Below are 20,286 nucleotides of genomic sequence, written 5' to 3' on the forward strand. Positions count from 1 at the left end.
ATCTGGAGCCTGAGCGGGCGATTACAAGACGCCGAATGGATGGGATCGGTCGATTGAAACAGCTTATGCGCTGGCCTTGGCCTGTTCGCGATAGACCAGCAGGGGCTTGGCCTCTTCTTCGATGTTGTGCTCGTCCAGCACCACCTTGGCCACGCCGTCGAGGGCGGGCAGCTCGAACATCGTGTCGATCAGCGAATGCTCCATGATGGAGCGCAGGCCGCGGGCGCCGGTCTTGCGCGCCAACGCCTTGCGGGCGATCGCCCCCAGGGCCGAGGGACGCACCTCCAACTCCACGCCGTCCATCGCGAATAGCTGCTGGTACTGCTTGACCAGCGCGTTCTTGGGCTCGGTGAGGATTTGCACCAGCGCATCCTCGGTCAGCTCGCCCAGGGTCGCGACCACCGGCAGGCGGCCGACCAGCTCGGGGATCAGACCGAACTTGATCAGATCCTCGGGCTCGACCTCGCGGAACAGCTCGGCGACGCGCTTCTCGCTCTTGCTCTTGACCGTGGCGCCAAAGCCGATGCCGGACTTCTCGCTGCGGTTCTGGATCACCTTCTCCAGGCCGTCGAAGGCGCCGCCGCAGATGAACAGGATGTTGGTCGTGTCGATCTGCAGGAAGTCCTGGTTGGGATGCTTGCGCCCGCCCTGCGGCGGCACGCTGGCCATCGTGCCTTCGACCAGCTTCAGCAGGGCCTGCTGCACGCCCTCGCCCGACACGTCGCGGGTGATCGAGGGGTTGTCGGCCTTGCGCGAGATCTTGTCAATCTCGTCGATGTAAACGATGCCGCGCTGCGCGCGCTCGACGTCGTAATTGCAGTTCTGCAGCAGCTTCTGGATGATGTTCTCGACATCCTCGCCCACATAGCCGGCCTCGGTCAGCGTGGTCGCGTCGGCGATCACGAAGGGCACGTTCAAGAGGCGCGCCAGGGTCTGGGCCAGCAGGGTCTTGCCGGAGCCGGTCGGGCCGATCAGCAGGATGTTGCTCTTGGACAGCTCGACCGAGTCCTTGGCGCCGGCCATGTGACGCAGACGCTTGTAGTGGTTGTAGACCGCCACCGACAGGGTGCGCTTGGCGACATCCTGGCCGATCACATAGTTGTCCAGGCTGGCCTTGATCTCGCTAGGCACCGGCAGGTCGGACTTGCTGGCGCGCGCCTGTGGCGCATCCGCGGGCACCTCATCGCGGATGATGTCGTTGCACAACTCGATGCACTCGTCGCAGATGAACACCGACGGACCGGCGATGAGCTTCTTCACCTCATGCTGGCTCTTGCCGCAAAAGGAGCAGTACAGGACTTTTTCGCTGGAGTTGCCTTTTTTCTCGGCCATGGATCTGCTTCACGGAATCAGGCGTATGCCCGAAGAGGATGATAGTGCAAACGCCGACCGGGGCCTTTGTGCAAAAAAGCCCCGGATCGGCGGTCAGTTACAGAGGAGAAGCGCCTCAGCCGCGCTTGGCCACGACCTGGTCGATCAGGCCGTAGGTCTGCGCCTCGTCGGCCGACATGAAGTAGTCGCGCTCGGTGTCGGCCTGGATCTTCTCCAGGCTCTGGCCGCTGCGCTCCGCCAGGATGCGGTTCAGCTGCTCGCGGGTCTTCAGGATCTCGCGGGCATGGATCTCGATGTCGGTCGCCTGGCCCTGCGCGCCGCCCAGCGGCTGGTGGATCATGATCTTGGAGTTGGGCAGCGCGAAACGCTTGCCCTTGGCGCCGGCCGACAGCAGGAAGGCGCCCATGCTCGCCGCCATGCCCATGCACAGGGTCGAGACGTCCGGCTTGATGAAGTTCATCGTGTCGAAGATCGACATGCCGGCCGAGACGCTGCCGCCGGGAGAGTTGATGTAGAGATTGATCTCCTTGTCGGGGTTCTCGCTCTCCAGGAACAGCATCTGCGCAACCACCAGATTGGCCACCGCATCGTTGACCGGCCCGACCAGGAAGATGATGCGCTCGCGCAGCAGGCGGCTGTAGATGTCGTAGGCGCGCTCGCCGCGGCCCGATTGTTCGATGACGATGGGCACCATGCCCAGGTTGCTTGTTTCCAGCGCGCTCATGAGATCCTCAATGCACTTATGAAGCCCGATTATGTCGCCTGAGCGAAGCCCCTTGCCGGCGACAAAAAAGGCGCCGGCCTTGCGGCACGGCGCCCTTGGCGGGGGCAGCCCGATCGATCAGCCGGCGGTGGCCATCAGCTCGTCGAACGGCAGGGCCTTGTCGCTGATCTTGGCCTTGGCCAGCACGAAATCGGTGACGTTGTTCTCGATCACCACGGCTTCCACCTCGGCCAGGCGCTCGCGGTCGCTCAGGTACCAGCGCACCACCTCGGCGGGCTTCTCGTAGCTCTGCGACAGCTCCTCGATGTGGGCCTGCAGCTGCTCGGGCTTGGCCTGCAGATTGTTGGCACGCACCAGCTCGGCGACCACCAGGCCCAGGCGCACGCGCTTCTCGGCCTGGGGCTTGAACAGCTCCTCGGGGATCGGGGCCTTGTCGGCGTCCTTGATGCCGCGCTTCTTCAGGTCCTCGCGGGCACCGGCCACCATGCGCTCGGTCTCGCCGGCGATCAGGGCATTCGGCACTTCCAGCTCGGCGGCGCCGACCAGGGCGTCCATCACGGCGCCCTTGTTGCGGGCCAGCACGCGGAACTTGACCTCGCGCTCCAGGTTCTTCTTGATGTCGGCGCGCAGAGCCTCGACCGTGGCTTCCTTGATACCCAGGCCCTTGGCGAAGACCTCGTTGACCTCCGGCAGGTTCTGGGTCTCGATCTTCTTGACCGTCACCAGGAAGTCGGCTTCCTTGCCGGCCACGTCCTTGCCGTGGTAGTCCTCGGGGAAGGCCAGAGGGAAGGTCTTGCTCTCGCCCGCCTTCATGCCGCGCACGGCCTTCTCGAAGGCTTCCAGCATCTGGCCTTCGCCGAGGATGAATTGGAAGGCCTCGGCCTTGCCGCCGGCGAAGGGCTCGCCGTCGATCTTGCCTTCGAAGTCGATGCTGACGCGGTCGCCGTCGGCGGCGGCCTCGGCGGCGGCGCGCTGGGCGAAGGTGCGGCGCTGCTTGCGCAGGATCTCGACGGTCTTGTCGATCGCCTCTTCGGTCACCTCGCTGGTGACGCGCTCGATCTCGGCGCCGCCCAGATCACCGATCTTCACCTCGGGATAGACCTCGAAGGTGGCGTCGAACACCATCTGGCCCTCGCCGGCCTCGTCCTTCTGGGCGATGCGGGGCATGCCGGCGACGCGCAGCTTGGCCTCGTTGGCGGCGCTCTGGAAGGCCTGGCCCAGCTTGTCGTTCATGACTTCGTACTGGACCGAGTAGCCGTAACGCTGGGCCACGACGCTCATCGGCACCTTGCCGGGACGGAAGCCGTCGGCCTTGACGGTGCGAGCCAGCTTCTTCAGACGGTTCTCGACTTCGCTATTGATGTCAGCGGCCGCCAGCGTGAGCGTGATGCGGCGTTCGAGCTTTTCGAGGGTTTCGACGGTAACGGCCATAGTTGACTCTGAAAACAAAGAGATGGTGCGCGGGGCCGGACTCGAACCGGCACGCCCGTGAAGGCGTCAGGACCTAAACCTGGTGCGTCTACCAATTTCGCCACCCGCGCGAGTGGTCAAGGCTGCCATGGTGCGGACACCATCTCAGCCCTGTGGTAATTCGGAAAACCGGAGATTGTAGCCGCTCGGAAAACCGAAAATCGGCCCCAAGGAAAACCCGGGGCCGCGATCGTGGGGGCGGATCAGAAACGCGAGGCCGAGGCCGGGCGTTCAACCCGGAACCAGGCCGCGTACATCGCCGGCAGCGCCAGCAGGGTCAGCGCGGTCGCGACGATCAGGCCGCCCATGATGGCCACCGCCATCGGCCCCCAGAACACCGAGCGCGACAGCGGGATCATCGCCAGCACCGCCGCGGCCGCGGTCAGCACGATCGGGCGGAAACGCCGCACCGCCGACTCGACGATCGCGCTCCAGGCCGGCACGCCGCGCGCGCGGTCCTGCTCGATCTGATCGATCAGGATCACCGAGTTGCGCATGATCATGCCCATCAGCGCGATCACGCCCAAGAGCGCGACGAAGCCGAAGGGCCGATCCAGCAGCAGCAGCGCCGCAGCGACGCCGGCAATGCCCAGCGGCCCGGTCAGGAACACCAGCATCGCCCGCGAGAAGCTGTGCAACTGCAGCATCAGCAGGGTGAAGGTGATGAACAGCATCATCGGCACGCCGGCCGCGATCGAGCCCTGGCCCTTGCTGCTCTCCTCCACCGCGCCGGCGATCTCGATGTGATAGCCGGCCGGCATCTTGGCCTGCAGCTCCTGCATCTTGGGCCAGATCTGCGCGGTCACGGTGGCGCCCTGCAGGCCCTCGGCGACATCGCCCTGCACGGTGACCGCGTAGTTGCGGCCCTCGCGCTGCAGCAGGCCCGGCTCCCAGGTGAAGCCGACCTTGGCGATCTGGGTCAGCGGGATGCTGCGACCGCTGGCGGTCGGCACATAGGCATTGCCGATGTCGGTGATCGCCTCGCGCTCGGCCAGCGGCTGGCGCAGCACGATGTCGATCAGCTTGTCGCCCTCGCGATACTGGCCGATCGTGGTGCCGGACAGCAGGGTGCGCGAGGCCTGGGCGATGCTCTGGCTGGTCACGCCCAGGGCGCGCGCCTTGTCCTGGTCGATCTCCAGCCTCAGCGCCTTGACCGATTCGTTCCAGTTGTCGTTGACGCCGCGCATGTTCGGGTTCGCGCGCAGGATCTCCTTGGCCTGGTCGGCCCAGCGGCGCACCTCCTGCACGTTGTCGCCGGCGACGCGGAACTGCACCGGGTAAGGCACCGGCGGCCCGTTGGGCAGCAGCTTGACGCGCGCCCGCACCTCGGGGAACTCGGTCGCCACCAGGGCCGGCAGGCGCTTGCGCAGCGCCTCGCGCTCCTTCAGGTCCTTGGGCAGGATGATGGCCTGGCTGACATTGGGCGCCGGGAAGATCTGGTCCAGCGGCAGATAGAAGCGCGGCACGCCGCTGCCGATCCAGGTGCTGACCGAGGCCACGCTGGACTCGCGCATCATGCGCGCCTCGAAGCGCTTGGCGATCGCCTGGGTCTGCTCGATGGTCGAGCCTTCCGGCAGGGTCAGGTCGACCAGGATCTCGGGTCGGCTGGAGTCGGGGAAGAACTGCTGCTGCACCTTGCCCATGCCCGCCAGGCCCAGCAGGAAGATCGCCAGGGTCGCGAGGATGGTCTTCCAGCGGTTCTCGACGCACCAGCGCACCATCGCGCGGAAGCGGTTGTAGAACGGCGTGTCGAACAGCTCGTGCGACTCGCCCTCCTTGGCCGGATGGGTGCGCAGCAGCAGCGCGCCGAGGTAAGGAACGAAATAGACCGACACCACCCAGGAGATGATCAGTGCCGCGGCGGTCACCGCGAAGATCGCGAAGGTGTATTCGCCGGTGGCGGACTTGGCCAGGCCGATCGGCAGGAAGCCGACCGCGGTGATCAGGGTGCCGGTCAGCATCGGCATCGCGGTCGCGTCATAGGCGAAGGTGGCCGCGTGCATCTTGTCGTAGCCCTCCTCCAGCTTGCGGACCATCATCTCGACCGCGATGATCGCGTCGTCCACCAGCAGGCCCAGCGCGATGATCAGCGAGCCCAGCGAGATCTTGTGCAGGCCCACGCTCCAATAGAACATGGTGACGAAGGTGATCGCCAGCACCAGCGGGATCGTGATCGCGACCACCAGGCCCGGCCAGATGTCGATGCGCAGCGGCCGGGTATGCAGGCCCAGCGCGATGAAGCTGACCGCCAGCACGATCACCACCGCCTCGATCAGCACCTGCACGAACTCGTTGACCGAGCGCGCCACCGCCTGCGGCTGGTCCTGGATCTGCGACAGCTCGATGCCGGCCGGCAGCTCCTTGCGGATCTGCGCGCCGGCCTTCTGCAGCGCCTTGCCCTGGGCGATGATGTCGCCGCCCTTGGACATCGAGATGCCCAGCGCGATCACGTCCTTGCCCTGGTGGCGCACCATGATCGACGGCGGGTCCGAATAGGCGCGCCGCACCTCGGCGATGTCCGACAGGCGCAGGCTGCTGGCCTGGCCGGTGTTCGGGTTGATCGCGCGGATCGGCAGGTCCTTCAGCGCCTGCACCGAGTTGAACTGGCCACCGACGCGCACCTGGATATTGCCGCTGCCGGCGTTCAGCACGCCGGCGCCCTCGACCGCGTTCTGCGCGCCGAGCTGGTTGATGATCTGGCTGAAGTCCAGACCCAGCTCGGCCAGGCGCTTCTGCGAGACCTCGATGAACAGCTTCTCGGCCTGCACGCCGAACAGCTCCACCTTGGCCACGTCGGGCACCTTCAGCAGCTGCGAGCGCACCTTGTCGGCATGCTCGCGCAGCTCCTCGCGGCTGAAGCCCTCGGCCGACAGCGCCAGGATCGAGCCGTAGACATCGCCGAACTCGTCGTTGAACAACGGCCCGATCACGCCCTGCGGCAGGGTCGCGCGCATGTCGCCGATCTTCTTGCGCACCAGGTACCAGGTGCCCGCGACCTCGGCCGGCGGCGTGCTGTCCTTGAGCTGGAACAGGGTCAGCGACTCGCCCGGCTTGGTGAAGCTGCGCACCTTGTCCGCATGCGGCACCTCCTGCAGCGTCTTCTCGATCTTGTCGGTCACCTGCTCCGCCACCTGCTGCGCGGTCGCGCCCGGCCAGAAGGCCTGCACGACCATGATGCGAAAGGTGAACGGCGGGTCCTCGTCCTGGCCCAGCTGGAAATAGGCCGCGAAGCCCATCACCATCAGCACCACCATCAGGTAGCGGGTCAGCGCCGGATGCTCCAGCGCCCAGCGCGAGACATTGAAGCGGGAGCCCAGGTGCGGCGTGTTGCTTGCGCTCATTGAGCCGCCCCCTTCAGCGCGAGGCGGCGGCCGAGGCCGCGGGCGGGACATAGCGCTTGACCTTCTGGCCCGGCGTCAGCACATGCACGCCGGCGGTCACCACCTCCTGGCCCGGCGTCAGGCCGCCGGCCACCACCACCTCGTTGCCCTCGGCGCCGCCGACCTGGATGGCCTGCAGCTTCAGGGTCATGCTGGCGCCGTCCAGTACCCAGACCGAGGTCTTGCCCTGCTGCTCCAGCACCGCAGACAGCGGCAGCTTGATCACCTTGTCCTGCTTGGGCAGCTCCAGGCTGACCGTCGCCGTCTGGCCCAGGCGTGCGTCGATCTTGCCGGCATCGGCCTTGACCAGGAAGGTGCGCGTGGTCGGGTCGGCCGCGGCCGCCACCTCGCGCAGCTGGATGGCCTGGGCCGGCTGGTCACTGCCCCAGAGCTTGACCTTCAGCGCACCCGGCCGCGCCGCCGCGCCGCGCAGACTGGCAATCAGGTGCTCAGGCACCGAGAACACCACGTCGCGCGGGCCGTCATGGGCCAGCTGCAGCACCTGGGTGCCGGCGCCCACCACCATGCCGGGCTCGGCATAGACCGCGGTGATCACGCCGGCCGCGTCGGCCTTCAGCTGCGCATAGTCGGACTGGTTGCCCTGTGCGCTGGCCTGGGCCTTGGCCTGGTCCAGCTGGGCCTGCGCGGCCTTGAAGGCGGCGTCGCGGCGTTCCAGCTCGGCGGAGCTGATGAAGCCCTGCTGGTGCAGGTCGATGAAGCGCTTGTAGTCGGCGCCGGACTGGTCGCGGTTGACCCGCGCCGCATTCATCGCGGCCTTGGCCGCTTCCTGCGCCAGCAGCAGGTCCTGGCCGTCCAGCCGCGCCAGCAGTTGGCCCGGCTTGACCACATCGCCCAGCCCCGCGCGCCGCTCCAGCAGCTTGCCGCCGACGCGGAAGGACAGGCGCGACTCGGTGCGCGCGCGCAGCTCGGCCGCATATTCATGGGTCAGGCCGGCGCTGTCGCCGGCCACCACCAGGGTGCGCACCGCCCGCTCGGGCTCGGGCGCCGGCTCTTTCTTGCCGCAGGCCGACAGCAGCGCCAGGACCGCGACAGCGGCCGCCAACAGAGGAAGGCCGGAACGCGCCGGCGATAGGACATGGGGCATGGACGACAACCTCGATAGGACCGGACCGCCAAGCCACGCCTGGAATCCGCAACTGACTGACTGGTCAGTAATGTATGAGCCGATCTACCCGCTGTCAAACAGCCATCCGGCGGGCGCACAGGGAAACCCAAGACAATGCCGGCCGTGAGCATAGAACACTACGAAAACTTTCCGGTCGCTTCCTGGCTGTGCCCGCCCGCGCTGCGGCCGGCGATCGGCGCGATCTACCATTTCGCCCGCCATGCCGACGACCTGGCCGACGAGGGCGAGGCCAGTACGCCCGAGCGCCTGGCCGCGCTGCGCGCCTACCGGGCCGAGCTGCATGCGGCGGCGGTCAGCCGAACCGCGGACCCGCGCTGGGCCCACGTGTTCGAGCCGCTGGGGCGGATCATCGAGCGCCACGCGCTGCCGCTGCCGCTGCTGGAGGCCTTGCTCGACGCCTTCGAGCAGGACCTGGTCAAGACCCGCTACGCCGATCGCGCCGAGCTGCTGGACTATTGCCGCCGCTCGGCCAACCCGGTCGGGCGCCTGCTGCTGCATCTGTATGGCATCGACGACGCGGCCTCGCTGCGGCGCTCCGACGCGATCTGCTCCAGCCTGCAGCTGATCAATTTCTGGCAGGACTTCACCCGCGACGCGCCGCTGGGCCGCGTCTATGCGCCCGCGCAAGACCTGGCACGCCATGGCCTGGCGCCGGAGGACCTGCTGGCCGGCCGCGACGGCCCGGCGGCGCGCGCGCTGATCCGCGAGCTGTGCGACTGGGCCGAGGCGCTGATACATGAGGGTGCGCCGCTGGTGTTCCGGATTCCGGGCCGCGCGGGCTGGGAGCTGCGCTTGGTGGTACAAGGCGGCCTGCGCATTCTTGAGAAAATCAGACAGATGGAATACGCCAGTCTGCTTCACCGCCCCCGCATCACCGCCCTGGACCTGCCGCTGCTGCTGGCGCGCGCCGTCGGCATGGGCCGCCACCGCGCCGCGGAGGGTCGCGCGTGACGCCGGAGCAATATGTCCAGGAGAAGGCGGTCCAGAGCGGCTCGAGCTTCTACTACGCCTTCCTGTTCCTGCCGCCGCCACGCCGCGCCGCGATCACCGCCTTCTACGCCTTCTGCCGCGAGGTCGACGATGTGGTCGACGAGATCCACGATCCCGGCGTCGCCGCGACCAAGCTGGCCTGGTGGCGCAAGGAGGTGGCGAGCGCCTTCGCCGGCCGGCCCCAGCATCCGGTGATGAAGGCCCTGCTGCCGCATGCGGCTGCCTACGAGATCCGGCTCGAGCATCTGAACGCGGTGATCGACGGCTGCCAGATGGACCTGGAGCAGACCCGCTACCTGGACTATCCGGGCCTGCAGCGCTACTGCCATCTGGTGGCCGGCGTCGTCGGCGAGGTGGCCTCGGGCATCTTCGGCCGCACGGATGCGCAGACCATCGCCTATGCCCACAAGCTGGGCCAGGCGATGCAGCTGACCAACATCATCCGCGACGTCGGCGACGACGCGCGCCGCGGCCGCATCTACCTGCCGGTCTCCGAGCTGCAGCAGTTCGACGTCAAGGCCCATGAGATCCTCAAACGCGAGAAGCCTTGGGGCTACAGCGAGCGCTTCACGGCGCTGATGCAGTTCCAGGCCGCGCGCGCCCATGGGCTCTACGACGAAGCCCTGGCGCTGCTGCCCGAGGCGGATCGCCGCGCGCAAAAGCCCGGGCTGATGATGGCCAATATCTACCGCGCGCTGCTGCGCGAAATCGAGGCCGAGAACTTCCAGGTGCTGCAGCAGCGCATCTCGCTGACGCCGCTGCGCAAGCTCTGGATCGCGATGAAGACCAACTGGCGAGGCCGGTGAGCAGGCGCTTGGCCGTCATCGGCGGCGGTTGGGCCGGCCTGGCGGCCGCGGTGCATGCGACCGAGGCCGGGCATCGGGTCGCCCTGTTCGAGATGGCGCCGCAGCTCGGCGGCCGCGCGCGCAGCGTCGACGGCGTCGGGCCGCGCCTGGACAACGGCCAGCACATCCTGATCGGCGCCTATGCCGAGAGCCTGGCGCTGATGCGCAAGGTCGGCGTCGATCCCGCGCGCGCGCTGCTGCGCCTGCCGCTGCGCCTGCGCTATCCGGCGCATGAGGGCCTGCGCCTGCCGCCCGGACCGCCGCTGCCGGCCTTCGCGCGCGCGGTGCTGGGCTATCGCGCCTGGCCCTGGTCCGCGCGGCTGGCCCTGCTGCGCGCCAGCCTCGGCTGGGCGCTGGCCGGCTTTCGTTGTGACGAACGACTGAGCGTCGACGCGCTATGCGGCGCCCTGCCCGCGCCGGTGCGCCGCGAGCTGATCGACCCGCTGTGCGTCGCGGCGCTGAACACGCCGGCCGCCGAGGCCAGCGCGCAGGTCTTCCTGCGCGTGCTGCGCGATGCGCTGTTCAGCGGCCCCGGCTCGGCCGACCTGCTGCTACCGCGCCAGCCCCTGAGCGAGCTGCTGGCCGAACCGGCCGAGACCTGGCTGCGCGCGCGTGGCGCCCTGCTGCGGCCGGGCCGGCGCGTCGAGGCGATCGATGCCCAGGTCCGGGTCGACGGCGAGGACTTCGACGCGGTGATCCTGGCCTGCAGTGCCACCGAGGCCGCGCGCCTGGCGGCGCCGCTGGCGCCCGACTGGGCCGCGCAGGCGCGCGCGCTGCGCTTCGAGCCCATCGTCACCGTCTACCTGGAAAGCCCCGGCAGCGCCCTGCCCGCGCCGATGCTGGCGCTGCACGAGAGCGCGGAGGCGCCGGCGCAGTTCGTCTTCGACCTCGGCCAGTTGGGCCATGCGCCGGGCCGCTTCGCCTTCGTGATCAGCGGCGCCGCGCCCTGGATCGAGCGCGGTCTGGAGGCCGCTGGCGCCGCGGTGCTGGCCCAGGCGCAGCAGGCCTTGCATTGGCGCAGCCCGCCCACCCTGCTGCGGACCTTGGCCGAGAAGCGCGCCACTTTCGCCTGCACGCCGGGCCTGCGCCGCCCGGGGGCCGTGATCGCGCCGGGCCTGTGGGCCGCGGGCGACTATGTCGACGGCCCCTATCCTGCGACCCTGGAAGGCGCGGTGCGCGCCGGTCAGATCGCGGCTCGAGGGGCGGCTCAGGGCGCGGCCGGCTCCCGGCCGTAGGGCGCGGCCAAGGGCTCGCCGACGAACACGCTCTGCCCCGGCCACAGCACGCTGCGCCAGTAGGCCTCCAGCGCGCTCTGCCCCTGCAGATAGTTCAGGAGCAGCAGCTGCGGATGCGGGAACTTCTGCAGATGGTTGCAGGGCTCGCTGACCGCGCCATGGCTGGCGGTGGCGCCCGCCTCGATCCAGTCCAGCGCGCTCATCTGCGGGCCGCTGGTTCTTTCCAGCTGGCCGCCGGCCGAGGTCAGGTGGTCGGCCAGCGCGCCGGGCAGGAAGGGAATGCGCTCCAGGCCCTCGACCCGCGCCAGCCCGGTCTGGAACAGCAGCACCTCGCTCAGCTCGGGCAGGTTCTCCTGCGCCACGCGGCGCGTCTGCGCGCCATAGGCCCAGAGCCGCGCCTCGGGCGGGAACAGCGGCGCGCGCACATTGCGTGCCTTGTCCTCGGTGGCGGCGAACACCGCCTGCACCGGCGGCGTGCCGCGCTCGGCCAGCGAGCGGTCCGCCGCGATGCCGCGATCGATCAGCGCGCGGGCGCCCTCCACCGAGCGCGCGGCCAGCAACATCGCCGGGCGCAGGCCCAGGTCCGTGAAGGGCTTGCGCCCGGTGTAGGCCGGATAGGGTGAGGGCTTCGAGGCCGCGCAGCTCTGCTTGCACAGCTCGGCCTGGAAGCCCAGCGCCAGCGCACCGGTGATCGAGTTGCAGGCCACCGCATAGGGCTGACTCCAGGCCAGCGCCAGCGCCTGCACCTGCGGGCCGAGGCGCTCGTCGAGCTGGGCCTTGAAGGCCTCGAACTCGGCCGGGCTCAGCACCGCCTGGCGCGGCAGCTCCAGCGTGATCACCTGCGCCGGATCCAGCCCGCGCTTTTTCGCGTAGTAGGCGCCCACCGCGACCGAATAGGGGTCGTTGCGGTTCACCACCAGCGCGATGTCGGCCGCCGTCAGCCGCCCCTGCGGCGCCGGCACGCGCAGCCAGCCCGGGCCCGACTGGGCGGCGGCCGGCAGCGCCGCGCTCCCCAGCAGCGCGGCGCCTGCACACAACAGAATGATGCGCCGCAGCATTTCGCCATGCAAAATATTCACAAAATCCCGCACAATCAGAACCATGAAAAACAAAGAGGGGCAGACGCCCGCCATCCAGGTGCTGGAACGCAGCTTCGCGCTGCTTGACGTGCTGGCCAGCCACCAGGACCCGGTCTCGCTGAAACAGATCAGCGAGAGCACCGGCCTGCACCCCTCCACCGCGCATCGCATTCTCAACGACCTGACCATCGGCCGTTATGTCGACCGGCCCGAAGCCGGCAGTTATCGACTCGGCATGCGCTTGCTGGAGCTGGGCAATCTGGTCAAGGCGCGGCTGGATGTGCGCGACGCGGCGCTGGCACCGATGCGCGAGCTGCACAAGTTCACCCACCAGCCGGTCAACCTCTCGGTGCGCCAGGGCGACGAGATCGTCTACATCGAGCGCACCTACAGCGAACGCTCGGGCATGCAGGTGGTGCGCGCGGTCGGCGGCCGCGCGCCGCTGCACCTGACCTCGGTCGGCAAGCTGTTCCTGGCCAGCGACGACACGCCGCGGGTGCGCGCCTACGCCACCCGCACCGGCCTGGCCGGCCATACCAAGAACAGCCTGACCGACATCCATGCGCTGGAGCGCGAGCTGGCGCTGATCCGCCAGCGCGGCCTGTCGCGCGACGACGAGGAGCTGGAACTGGGCGTGCGCTGCATGGCCGCCGGCATCTACGACGACCAGGGCAAGCTGGTCGCCGGCCTGTCGATCTCCTCGCCGGCCGACCGGCTGGAGGAAGGCTGGCTGCCGCGCCTGAAGGACACCGCCGCGCAGATCTCGCTGGCGCTGGGCTACCGCGGCGGCTAAGGTAGCAAAGCAAAAGGCGCCCCGCGGGGCGCCTTCCTGTTGCAGCTTAGCCGATCAGCCCGGCAGGTCGTGCAGGACCTTGGCGCCGATGCTCGGGTTGCTGCTGATCCACTTGCGCACCCGCTCGGCATCGCCGATACGCGAGTACTTGCCGGCGGAATCCAGGAACACCAAGATCAGCTTGCGGCCGGCCAGCTGGGCCTGCATCACCAGGCAGCGACCCGCCTCGTTGATGAAGCCGGTCTTCTGCAGGCCGATATCCCAGGCGCCGCTGCGCACCAGGCCATTGGTGCTATGGAAGGCGACCTGACGGCGGCCCAGGGTCACCGAATGTTCCTTGGAGGTGGACAGCTCGCGCAGCACCGGATATTCATGCGCCACCTTGACCAGCGCGGCCAGATCCTTGGCGCTGCTCTGGTTGCGGCTGGACAGGCCGGTGGGCTCGACGTAATGGGTGTCGCTCATGCCCAGCATCTGGGCCTTGGCATTCATCGCCGAGACGAAGGCCGGCAGGCCGCCCGGGTAATGGCGGCCCAGCGCGTTGGCGGCGCGGTTCTCGGAGGACATCAGGGCCAGATGCATCATCTCGCCGCGGCTCAGCGTGGTGCCGATGGCCAGGCGCGAGCCGGTGCCCTTCTCGGTGTCGCGGTCCTCGTCGCTGATGGTCAGCATCTCGTCCATCGACTGGCCGCCCTCGACCACCACCAGGGCGGTCATCAGCTTGGTGATCGACGCGATCGGCAGCACCGCCTGCGGGTTCTTGGACACCAGCACCTCGTTGGTGTCCTGATCCATCACGAAGGCGACCGCGGACTTCAGGTCCAGCGGATCCTCGGTGGCATGCAGGCCGTAGAGCTGAGCGAAGGAGGGCTTGGCGGCCACGACCGGCGCGGCGGCCAGGGCGGCCTTGCGCGGATAGCGCGCGGCCGGCTTGGCCTTGCGCACGGTCTTGCCCGAGGACTGAACCTTCTGGGTCTTCTGGGGCTTCTTGGCGGCGGCCTCAGCCGACTGCACGGGGGCCAGGGTGCCGCCGATCAGCAGGGCAGCGCCCATCACCGCGCCCGAAAACATGGTCACAAAAGTCTTCAATCCGGCCCCCAACAACAGTCTTCGCCAGTGTAGGCGAAAGGCAAAAGTCCGGCAAGATCAAAAACTTAGGCGAGGCTTCTCAAGTTCTGCCTCGCTTGTTTCCAACTGTCAGCCCTGTGCCGCCACCCGCTCGGTCTTGCTTTGCAGCTTGTTCAACGCGCTCAAATATGCCTTGGCGGACGCCACGACGATATCGGGGTCGGCACCAACGCCGTTCACCACGCGCCCGGCATGCTGCAAACGCACCGTGACCTCGCCCTGCGATTCTGTACTACCGCTGGTGATGGCATTCACCGAGTAAAGCAGCATTTCCGCGCCACTTTGCACGGTGGACTCGATCGCGCGCAGGCTGGCGTCGACCGGACCGTTGCCGTCGCTCTCCGCCCGGTGCTCGACGCTGCCGGCCGCGAACACCACCGCGGCATGCGGGCGCTCGCCGGTTTCCGAGCGCTGCGACAGCGACAGCAGGCGGTAATGCTCCTGCTCGGCGGTCACCGACTCGTCCATCACCAGGGCGATGATGTCCTCGTCGAAGATCTCGTTCTTGCGGTCGGCCAGGTCCTTGAAGCGCACGAAGGCGGCGTTGATCTCGGCCTCGGACTCCAGCGCGACGCCCAGCTCCTGCAGGCGCTGCTTGAAGGCGTTGCGGCCGCTGAGCTTGCCCAGCACGATCTTGTTGGCGCTCCAGCCCACGTCCTCGGCGCGCATGATCTCGTAGGTGTCGCGCGCCTTCAGCACGCCGTCCTGATGGATGCCCGAGGCATGGGCAAAGGCATTGGCGCCGACCACCGCCTTGTTGGGCTGCACGACGAAACCGGTGGTCTGGCTGACCAGGCGCGAGACCGGCACGATCTGGCTGGTCTCGATACCGACGTCCAGGCCGAAGTAGTCGCGGCGGGTCTTGACCGCCATCACCACCTCTTCCAGCGAGCAGTTGCCGGCGCGCTCGCCCAGGCCGTTGATCGTGCACTCGATCTGGCGCGCGCCACCGATCTTGACGCCGGCCAGCGAGTTCGCGACCGCCATGCCCAGGTCGTTGTGGCAATGCACCGACCAGATCGCCTTGTCCGAGTTCGGCACGCGCTCGCGCAGCCTAGCGATGAAGTCGCCGTACAGCTCAGGGATCGCATAGCCGACGGTGTCGGGGATGTTGATCGTGGTCGCCCCCTCGGCGATCACCGCCTCGACCACGCGGGCCAGGAAGTCCGGGTCGGAACGGTAGCCATCCTCGGGCGAGAACTCGATATCGCCGCACAGATTGCGGGCGAAGCGCACCGACAGCTTGGCCTGCTCCAGCACCTGCTCGCGCGTCATGCGCAGCTTCTTCTCCATATGGAGCTCGCTGGTGGCGATGAAGGTGTGGATGCGCGAGCGGGCCGCGCCCTTCAGCGCCTCGGCGGCGCGAGCGATGTCGCGGTCGTTGGCACGGGCCAGCGAGCAGATCGTGCTGTCCTTGATCACGTCGGCGATCGCCTTGACCGCCTCGAAATCGCCATTGCTGGAGGCGGCGAAGCCGGCCTCGATCACGTCGACGCGCAGGCGCTCAAGCTGGCGCGCAATGCGTAGCTTCTCGTCCTTCGTCATCGAGGCGCCGGGCGATTGCTCGCCGTCGCGCAGGGTGGTGTCGAAGATGATCAGCTTGTCAGCCATGATGGAGGGCTCCTTGTCGATGTCTGGGTTCAGGCCGCGATGGTCTGCACGAAGCGGAGTTGACCGCGTTGCGCGGCGCGACGCAATCCGGAGATGATGGCCTTCAGCGAGGCCGAGACGATGTTGGCGTCGATACCGACGCCGAAGAGTGTCAGGCCGCCGCCATCCGCCGGGCCGACGCGCAGCTCGAGATAGGCCACCGCCTTGGCATCGGCCCCGCTGCCGATCGAATGCTCGTGATAGTCCAGCACGCGCACCGGCGCGACCAGCTGCGCGTTCAGGCCGTTGACGAAGGCGTCGATCGGGCCGGTGCCCTCGCCCTGCACCAGCAGCCGGCGTTCGCCGAACTCGGCCTGCACGCGCAAGCCGACGCGCCCAGCCCCCACCTCTTCGGTCACCGGGTGCAGACCCTTGGCCTCGCCATCCAGCTCATATTCGCTCGAGAAGATCGTCCAGATGTCGGCCGCCGTTTGCTCCTTGCCGCTGTCGTCCATGACGGCCTGCACCACCTGGCTGAACTCGATCTGCAGCCGGCGCGGCAACTCGATACCGTACTCGGTCTCCAGCAGATAGGCGATGCCTCCCTTGCCGGATTGACTGTTGACGCGGATCACCGCGTCGTAGTTGCGGCCCAGGTCCTTCGGATCGATCGGCAGGTAGGGCATGTTCCAGACATCCCCCTCGCGGCGCGCGGCGAAGGCCTTCTTGATCGCATCCTGGTGCGAGCCGGAGAAGGAGGTGTAGACCAGATCGCCCGCATAGGGGTGTCGCGGATGCACCGGCAGCTGGGTGCAATGCTCGGCGCAGCGGCGCACCTCATCGATGTCGGAGAAGTCCAGCTCGGGCGAGATCCCCTGCGTGTAGAGATTCAGCGCGATGTTGACGAGGTCCACGTTGCCGGTGCGTTCGCCACTGCCGAACAGGCAGCCCTCGATGCGCTCGCCGCCGGCCATCAGCGCGAACTCGGCCGCCGCCGTGCCGGTACCACGGTCGTTGTGTGGATGGATGGAGAGCACGATGCTGTCGCGCCGCTCCACGTTTCGGTGCATCCACTCGACCATGTCGGCGAAGATGTTGGGTGTGGAGTGTTCGACGGTGGCCGGAAGGTTGATGATGATCTTGTCCTCGGGCGTCGCGCCCCAGGCCTCGACGACCGCATCGACCACACGCTTGCTGAAAACCAGCTCGGTGCCGGAGAACATCTCGGGGGAATACTCGAAGCCGAAGCGCGTCTGCGGCTGCTCGGCGGCCAGGCGCTTGATCATCTGCGTGTGCGTGACCGCCAGCTCGACTATCTGGTCCTCGCTGAGGCCCAGCACCACCTGGCGCATCACCGGCGCGCAGGCGTTGTAGAGGTGCACGATCACGCGCTTGGCGCCCTTCACCGCCTCGAAGGTGCGCTCGATCAGCGGCTGGCGGGCCTGGGTCAACACCTGGATCGTCACGTCCTCGGGGATCAGGTCCTGCTCGATCAGCAGGCGCACGAAGTCAAAGTCCGTCTGCGAGGCCGAGGGGAAGCCGACCTCGATCTCCTTGAAGCCGATCTTCAGCAGCATCTTGAACATGCGCAGCTTGCGTTCCGCGTCCATCGGCTCGATCAGCGCCTGGTTGCCGTCGCGCAGATCGGTGCTGAGCCAGGTCGGTGCCTTCGTCAGCTGTGCGTCGGGCCAGGTCCGGTCGGTCAGGCCGATCGGGGCGAAGGCGCGGTACTTGACGTTCGGTTGCTTCAACATCAGATGCTCCAGGAGGTTGGGGACTTTGACAACCAGCGGGCAGGAAAGACAAACGGCCCGCTGCGGTTGCATACGGGCCGTTGAGATCGAGAGGACGTTGGTGTGGTGACGTGCGCGCGCGATCGTTCAGCGAACCCGGAGGTCGCCTAGTAGTAGCAATGCGGTCAGAGACATCAACGTCGACATGCGGCGAAATATAGCACGGCACTCAGTGGTGCAGACCCTTTTCATCGGGCTCGTCGGTCGACGTTGCAATGACGCTGACCGGCTTGCCCTTCATGCGCTTGTAGGCGTAGACCCCGTAGCCCGAGACGCCATAGAGGCAGAACAGGCCGAACAGCACGGTGGGCGGATGGATGTTGATCAGCGCGATGCCCAGCGCGATCGCGACGATCACGATGAAGGGCACCGAGCGCTTGAAGCTGACGTCCTTGAAGCTGTAGAACGGCGCGTTCGTCACCATCGTCAGGCCCGCGTAGAGCGTGAAGCCGAAGGCGGTCCAGGCGAGCAGCGGGTCTTGATACACCTGCTTGTAGCCGGCATCGTCCAGCACCCAGATCAGGCCGATCACCAGGGCCGCGGCCGCGGGGCTGGGCACGCCCTGGAAGAAGCGCTTGTCGACCACCGCCAGGTTGGTGTTGAAGCGCGCCAGGCGCAGCGCGGCGCCGGCGATGTAGACGAAGGCGGCGAACCAGCCCCATTTGCCCAGGCCCTGCAGCGCCCAGGCATACATGATCAGCGCCGGCGCGGCGCCGAAGGACACCATGTCGGACAGGCTGTCCATCTGCTCGCCGAAGGTCGACTGCGTGTTGGTCATGCGCGCGACGCGGCCGTCCAGGCTGTCCAGCACCATCGCGGCGAAGATGCCGTAGGCCGACTGCTCGAAGCGGCCGCCGATCGCCATCACGATCGCGTAGAAGCCGCTGAACAGAGCGGCCAGGGTGAAGAGATTGGGCAGGATGTAGATGCCCTTGCGGCGCGGGCGCAGCGGCTCGTCCAGGACCTCGTCCTCGTCGAGCGGGTCCACGTGCTTGTGGTCGGAAACGGTCATGGGGCGGGAGGATACACGAGGGGATCCATGAAAAAAGCCGCGGCGGAGCGCGGCTTTCGATTGAGACGATGAGGCCTCAGTTCTTGCTCTGGTCGACCAGGCGGTTCTTCTTGATCCAGGGCATCATCGCGCGCAGCTTCTCGCCGACCTGCTCGATCTGGTGCTCCGAGGTCAGGCGACGACGCGATTGCAGCGTCGGCGCGCCGGCCTTGTTCTCCAGGATGAAGCTCTTCGCGTACTCGCCGGTCTGGATGTCCTTCAGGCACTGGCGCATCGCGTCCTTGGTCGCCTCGGTCACAACGCGCGGGCCGGTGACGTACTCGCCGTATTCGGCGTTGTTCGAGATCGAGTAGTTCATGTTCGCGATGCCGCCCTCGTAGATCAGGTCGACGATCAGCTTCAGCTCGTGCAGGCACTCGAAGTAGGCCATCTCGGGCGCGTAACCGGCCTCGACCAGGGTCTCGAAGCCGGCCTTGATCAGCTCGACGGTGCCGCCGCACAGCACGGCCTGCTCGCCGAACAGGTCGGTCTCGGTCTCCTCGCGGAAGTTGGTCTCGATGATGCCGGCCTTGCCGCCGCCGTTGGCCGCAGCGTAGCTCAGGGCCAGGTCGCGCGCCTTGCCGCTTTTGTCGGCGTAGACGGCGATCAGGTGCGGCACGCCGCCACCCTGCGTGTAGGTGCCGCGCACGGTGTGGCCGGGAGCCTTGGGTGCGACCATCCAGACGTCCAGGTCGGCACGCGGCGTGACCTGGCCGTAATGCACGTTGAAGCCATGGGCGAAGGCCAGCGAGGCGCCCTGCTTGATGTTGGGCTCGACCTCGTTCTGGTAGACGCCGGCGATCTGCTCGTCGGGCAACAGGATCATCACGACGTCAGCGGCCTTCACCGCCTCGGCGATCTCGGCGACCTTCAGGCCGGCGTTCTCGGCCTTGGCCCAGGACGCGCCGCCACGGCGCAGACCGACGGTGACCTTGACGCCGCTGTCGTTCAGGTTCTGGGCATGGGCGTGGCCTTGTGAGCCGTAGCCGATGATGGTGACGTTCTTGCCCTTGATCAGGCTCAGGTCAGCGTCCTTGTCGTAGAAAACGTTCATGTCGGTCTCCAGGGAAAAATTCGGTACAGGAAAAAGATAAAGAGAGTGCGCCGGGATCAGACGCGCAGGATGCGCTCGCCGCGGCCGATGCCGCTGGAGCCGGTGCGCACCGTCTCCAGGATCGCGGTGCGGTCGATCGCGTCGATGAAGGCATCGAGCTTGCCGGCGTCGCCGGTCAGCTCGATCGTGTAGGTCTTCTCGGTCACGTCGATGATGCGGCCGCGGAAGATGTCGGCGGTGCGCTTCATCTCCTCGCGCTCCTTGCCGACCGCGCGCACCTTGATCAGCATCAGTTCGCGCTCGGTGTAGTTGCCCTCGGTCAGGTCGACGACCTTGACCACCTCGATCAGCCGGTTCAGGTGCTTGGTGATCTGCTCGATCACCTCGTCCGAGCCGGTTGTCACGATCGTCATGCGCGACAGCGACGGGTCTTCCGTCGGCGCCACCGTCAGGCTCTCGATGTTGTAGCCGCGGGCCGAGAACAGCGCGACGACGCGCGACAGCGCGCCCGGCTCGTTCTCGATGAGCAAAGCAATGATGTGTCTCATGGGTCTGGGTCCTTCTTCGCCTCGCGCTCTTCAGGCCGGCGGCGATAACCGACGGCCCTTGGCGCGCGCTTCGAGGGTTGAGGGAGGCTGCCTGGGTGTACCGCTGCGCGGACCATCCGCCGGACCA

At 67.6% G+C, this 20,286-nt stretch carries 16 protein-coding genes and 1 tRNA gene; 4 read left to right on the plus strand and 13 right to left on the minus strand.

The window, feature by feature from the left end; translation table 11 throughout:
• Positions 1-63: 63 nt before the first annotated feature.
• From clpX to G8A07_RS19815, 6 genes are all read right to left on the minus strand, one after another.
• Entirely contained in the window at positions 64-1,332 is a 1,269-nt protein-coding gene (gene clpX / locus G8A07_RS19790) for an ATP-dependent Clp protease ATP-binding subunit ClpX (RefSeq protein WP_195793695.1), read from the minus strand.
• A 115-nt stretch (positions 1,333-1,447) separates the two neighbouring features.
• Positions 1,448-2,056: an ATP-dependent Clp endopeptidase proteolytic subunit ClpP gene (gene clpP / locus G8A07_RS19795; protein ID WP_305798623.1), complete on the minus strand. Its 609-nt coding sequence runs from the start codon at positions 2,054-2,056 to the stop codon at positions 1,448-1,450.
• Between the two features lie 117 nt (positions 2,057-2,173).
• Positions 2,174-3,487: a trigger factor gene (tig, locus tag G8A07_RS19800; RefSeq protein ID WP_195793696.1), complete on the minus strand. Its 1,314-nt coding sequence runs from the start codon at positions 3,485-3,487 to the stop codon at positions 2,174-2,176.
• A 23-nt stretch (positions 3,488-3,510) separates the two neighbouring features.
• Positions 3,511-3,597 (minus strand) — tRNA-Leu (locus G8A07_RS19805).
• 132 nt (positions 3,598-3,729) lie between these two features.
• Positions 3,730-6,867, minus strand: a complete 3,138-nt coding sequence (locus tag G8A07_RS19810; protein ID WP_195793697.1) for an efflux RND transporter permease subunit — start codon at positions 6,865-6,867, stop codon at positions 3,730-3,732.
• A 13-nt stretch (positions 6,868-6,880) separates the two neighbouring features.
• The gene (locus G8A07_RS19815; protein ID WP_249937065.1) at positions 6,881-7,969 is read right to left on the minus strand and encodes an efflux RND transporter periplasmic adaptor subunit; all 1,089 of its coding nucleotides are present in this window, start codon (positions 7,967-7,969) and stop codon (positions 6,881-6,883) included.
• Between the two features lie 177 nt (positions 7,970-8,146).
• Between G8A07_RS19815 and hpnC the strand changes: the two genes are divergently transcribed.
• From hpnC to hpnE, 3 genes are read left to right on the plus strand one after another with little or no spacing between them, the layout of a single operon-like run.
• The gene (hpnC, locus tag G8A07_RS19820) at positions 8,147-9,004 is read left to right on the plus strand and encodes a squalene synthase HpnC (protein ID WP_195793699.1); all 858 of its coding nucleotides are present in this window, start codon (positions 8,147-8,149) and stop codon (positions 9,002-9,004) included.
• Positions 9,001-9,849, plus strand: coding sequence for a presqualene diphosphate synthase HpnD (gene hpnD, locus G8A07_RS19825; RefSeq protein ID WP_195793700.1), 849 nt, complete (start codon positions 9,001-9,003; stop codon positions 9,847-9,849). Before hpnC ends, hpnD begins: the two co-directional genes overlap by 4 nt.
• Positions 9,846-11,123 carry a hydroxysqualene dehydroxylase HpnE gene (gene hpnE, locus G8A07_RS19830; RefSeq protein WP_195793701.1) on the plus strand — a complete coding sequence of 426 codons (1,278 nt, stop codon included), beginning with the start codon at positions 9,846-9,848 and terminating at the stop codon, positions 11,121-11,123. The genes hpnD and hpnE overlap by 4 nt, the downstream gene beginning before the upstream one ends.
• Here hpnE and G8A07_RS19835 read toward each other — a convergent pair.
• Entirely contained in the window at positions 11,096-12,181 is a 1,086-nt protein-coding gene (locus G8A07_RS19835; RefSeq protein ID WP_195793702.1) for a TIGR03790 family protein, read from the minus strand. The genes hpnE and G8A07_RS19835 overlap by 28 nt on opposite strands.
• A 43-nt stretch (positions 12,182-12,224) precedes the next feature.
• On the opposite strand from G8A07_RS19835, the gene G8A07_RS19840 reads away from it, so the two are divergent.
• Entirely contained in the window at positions 12,225-12,995 is a 771-nt protein-coding gene (locus G8A07_RS19840) for an IclR family transcriptional regulator (RefSeq protein WP_195793703.1), read from the plus strand.
• Positions 12,996-13,049: 54 nt separating this feature from the next.
• Here the strand turns inward: G8A07_RS19840 and pbpG are convergent, their stop codons facing one another.
• The 6 genes from pbpG to ilvN form a co-directional block, all read right to left on the minus strand.
• Entirely contained in the window at positions 13,050-14,066 is a 1,017-nt protein-coding gene (gene pbpG / locus G8A07_RS19845) for a D-alanyl-D-alanine endopeptidase (RefSeq protein WP_195797864.1), read from the minus strand.
• 126 nt (positions 14,067-14,192) lie between these two features.
• The gene (locus G8A07_RS19850) at positions 14,193-15,734 is read right to left on the minus strand and encodes a 2-isopropylmalate synthase (protein WP_195793704.1); all 1,542 of its coding nucleotides are present in this window, start codon (positions 15,732-15,734) and stop codon (positions 14,193-14,195) included.
• A gap of 29 nt (positions 15,735-15,763) precedes the next feature.
• Positions 15,764-17,467 carry a 2-isopropylmalate synthase gene (gene leuA, locus G8A07_RS19855; protein WP_195793705.1) on the minus strand — a complete coding sequence of 568 codons (1,704 nt, stop codon included), beginning with the start codon at positions 17,465-17,467 and terminating at the stop codon, positions 15,764-15,766.
• A 208-nt stretch (positions 17,468-17,675) separates the two neighbouring features.
• A complete protein-coding gene (gene pssA / locus G8A07_RS19860) occupies positions 17,676-18,518 on the minus strand; it encodes a CDP-diacylglycerol--serine O-phosphatidyltransferase (RefSeq protein ID WP_195793706.1) in 843 nt (280 codons plus the stop codon).
• Between the two features lie 76 nt (positions 18,519-18,594).
• Entirely contained in the window at positions 18,595-19,611 is a 1,017-nt protein-coding gene (ilvC, locus tag G8A07_RS19865; RefSeq protein ID WP_195793707.1) for a ketol-acid reductoisomerase, read from the minus strand.
• 56 nt (positions 19,612-19,667) lie between these two features.
• On the minus strand, positions 19,668-20,159 hold the full coding sequence (gene ilvN / locus G8A07_RS19870; RefSeq protein ID WP_195793708.1) for an acetolactate synthase small subunit: 492 nt from the start codon (positions 20,157-20,159) through the stop codon (positions 19,668-19,670).
• Between the last annotated feature and the right edge of the window lie 127 nt (positions 20,160-20,286).

It is taken from the genome of Roseateles sp. DAIF2 (assembly GCF_015624425.1).
Classification (GTDB): Bacteria; Pseudomonadota; Gammaproteobacteria; order Burkholderiales; family Burkholderiaceae_C; genus Kinneretia.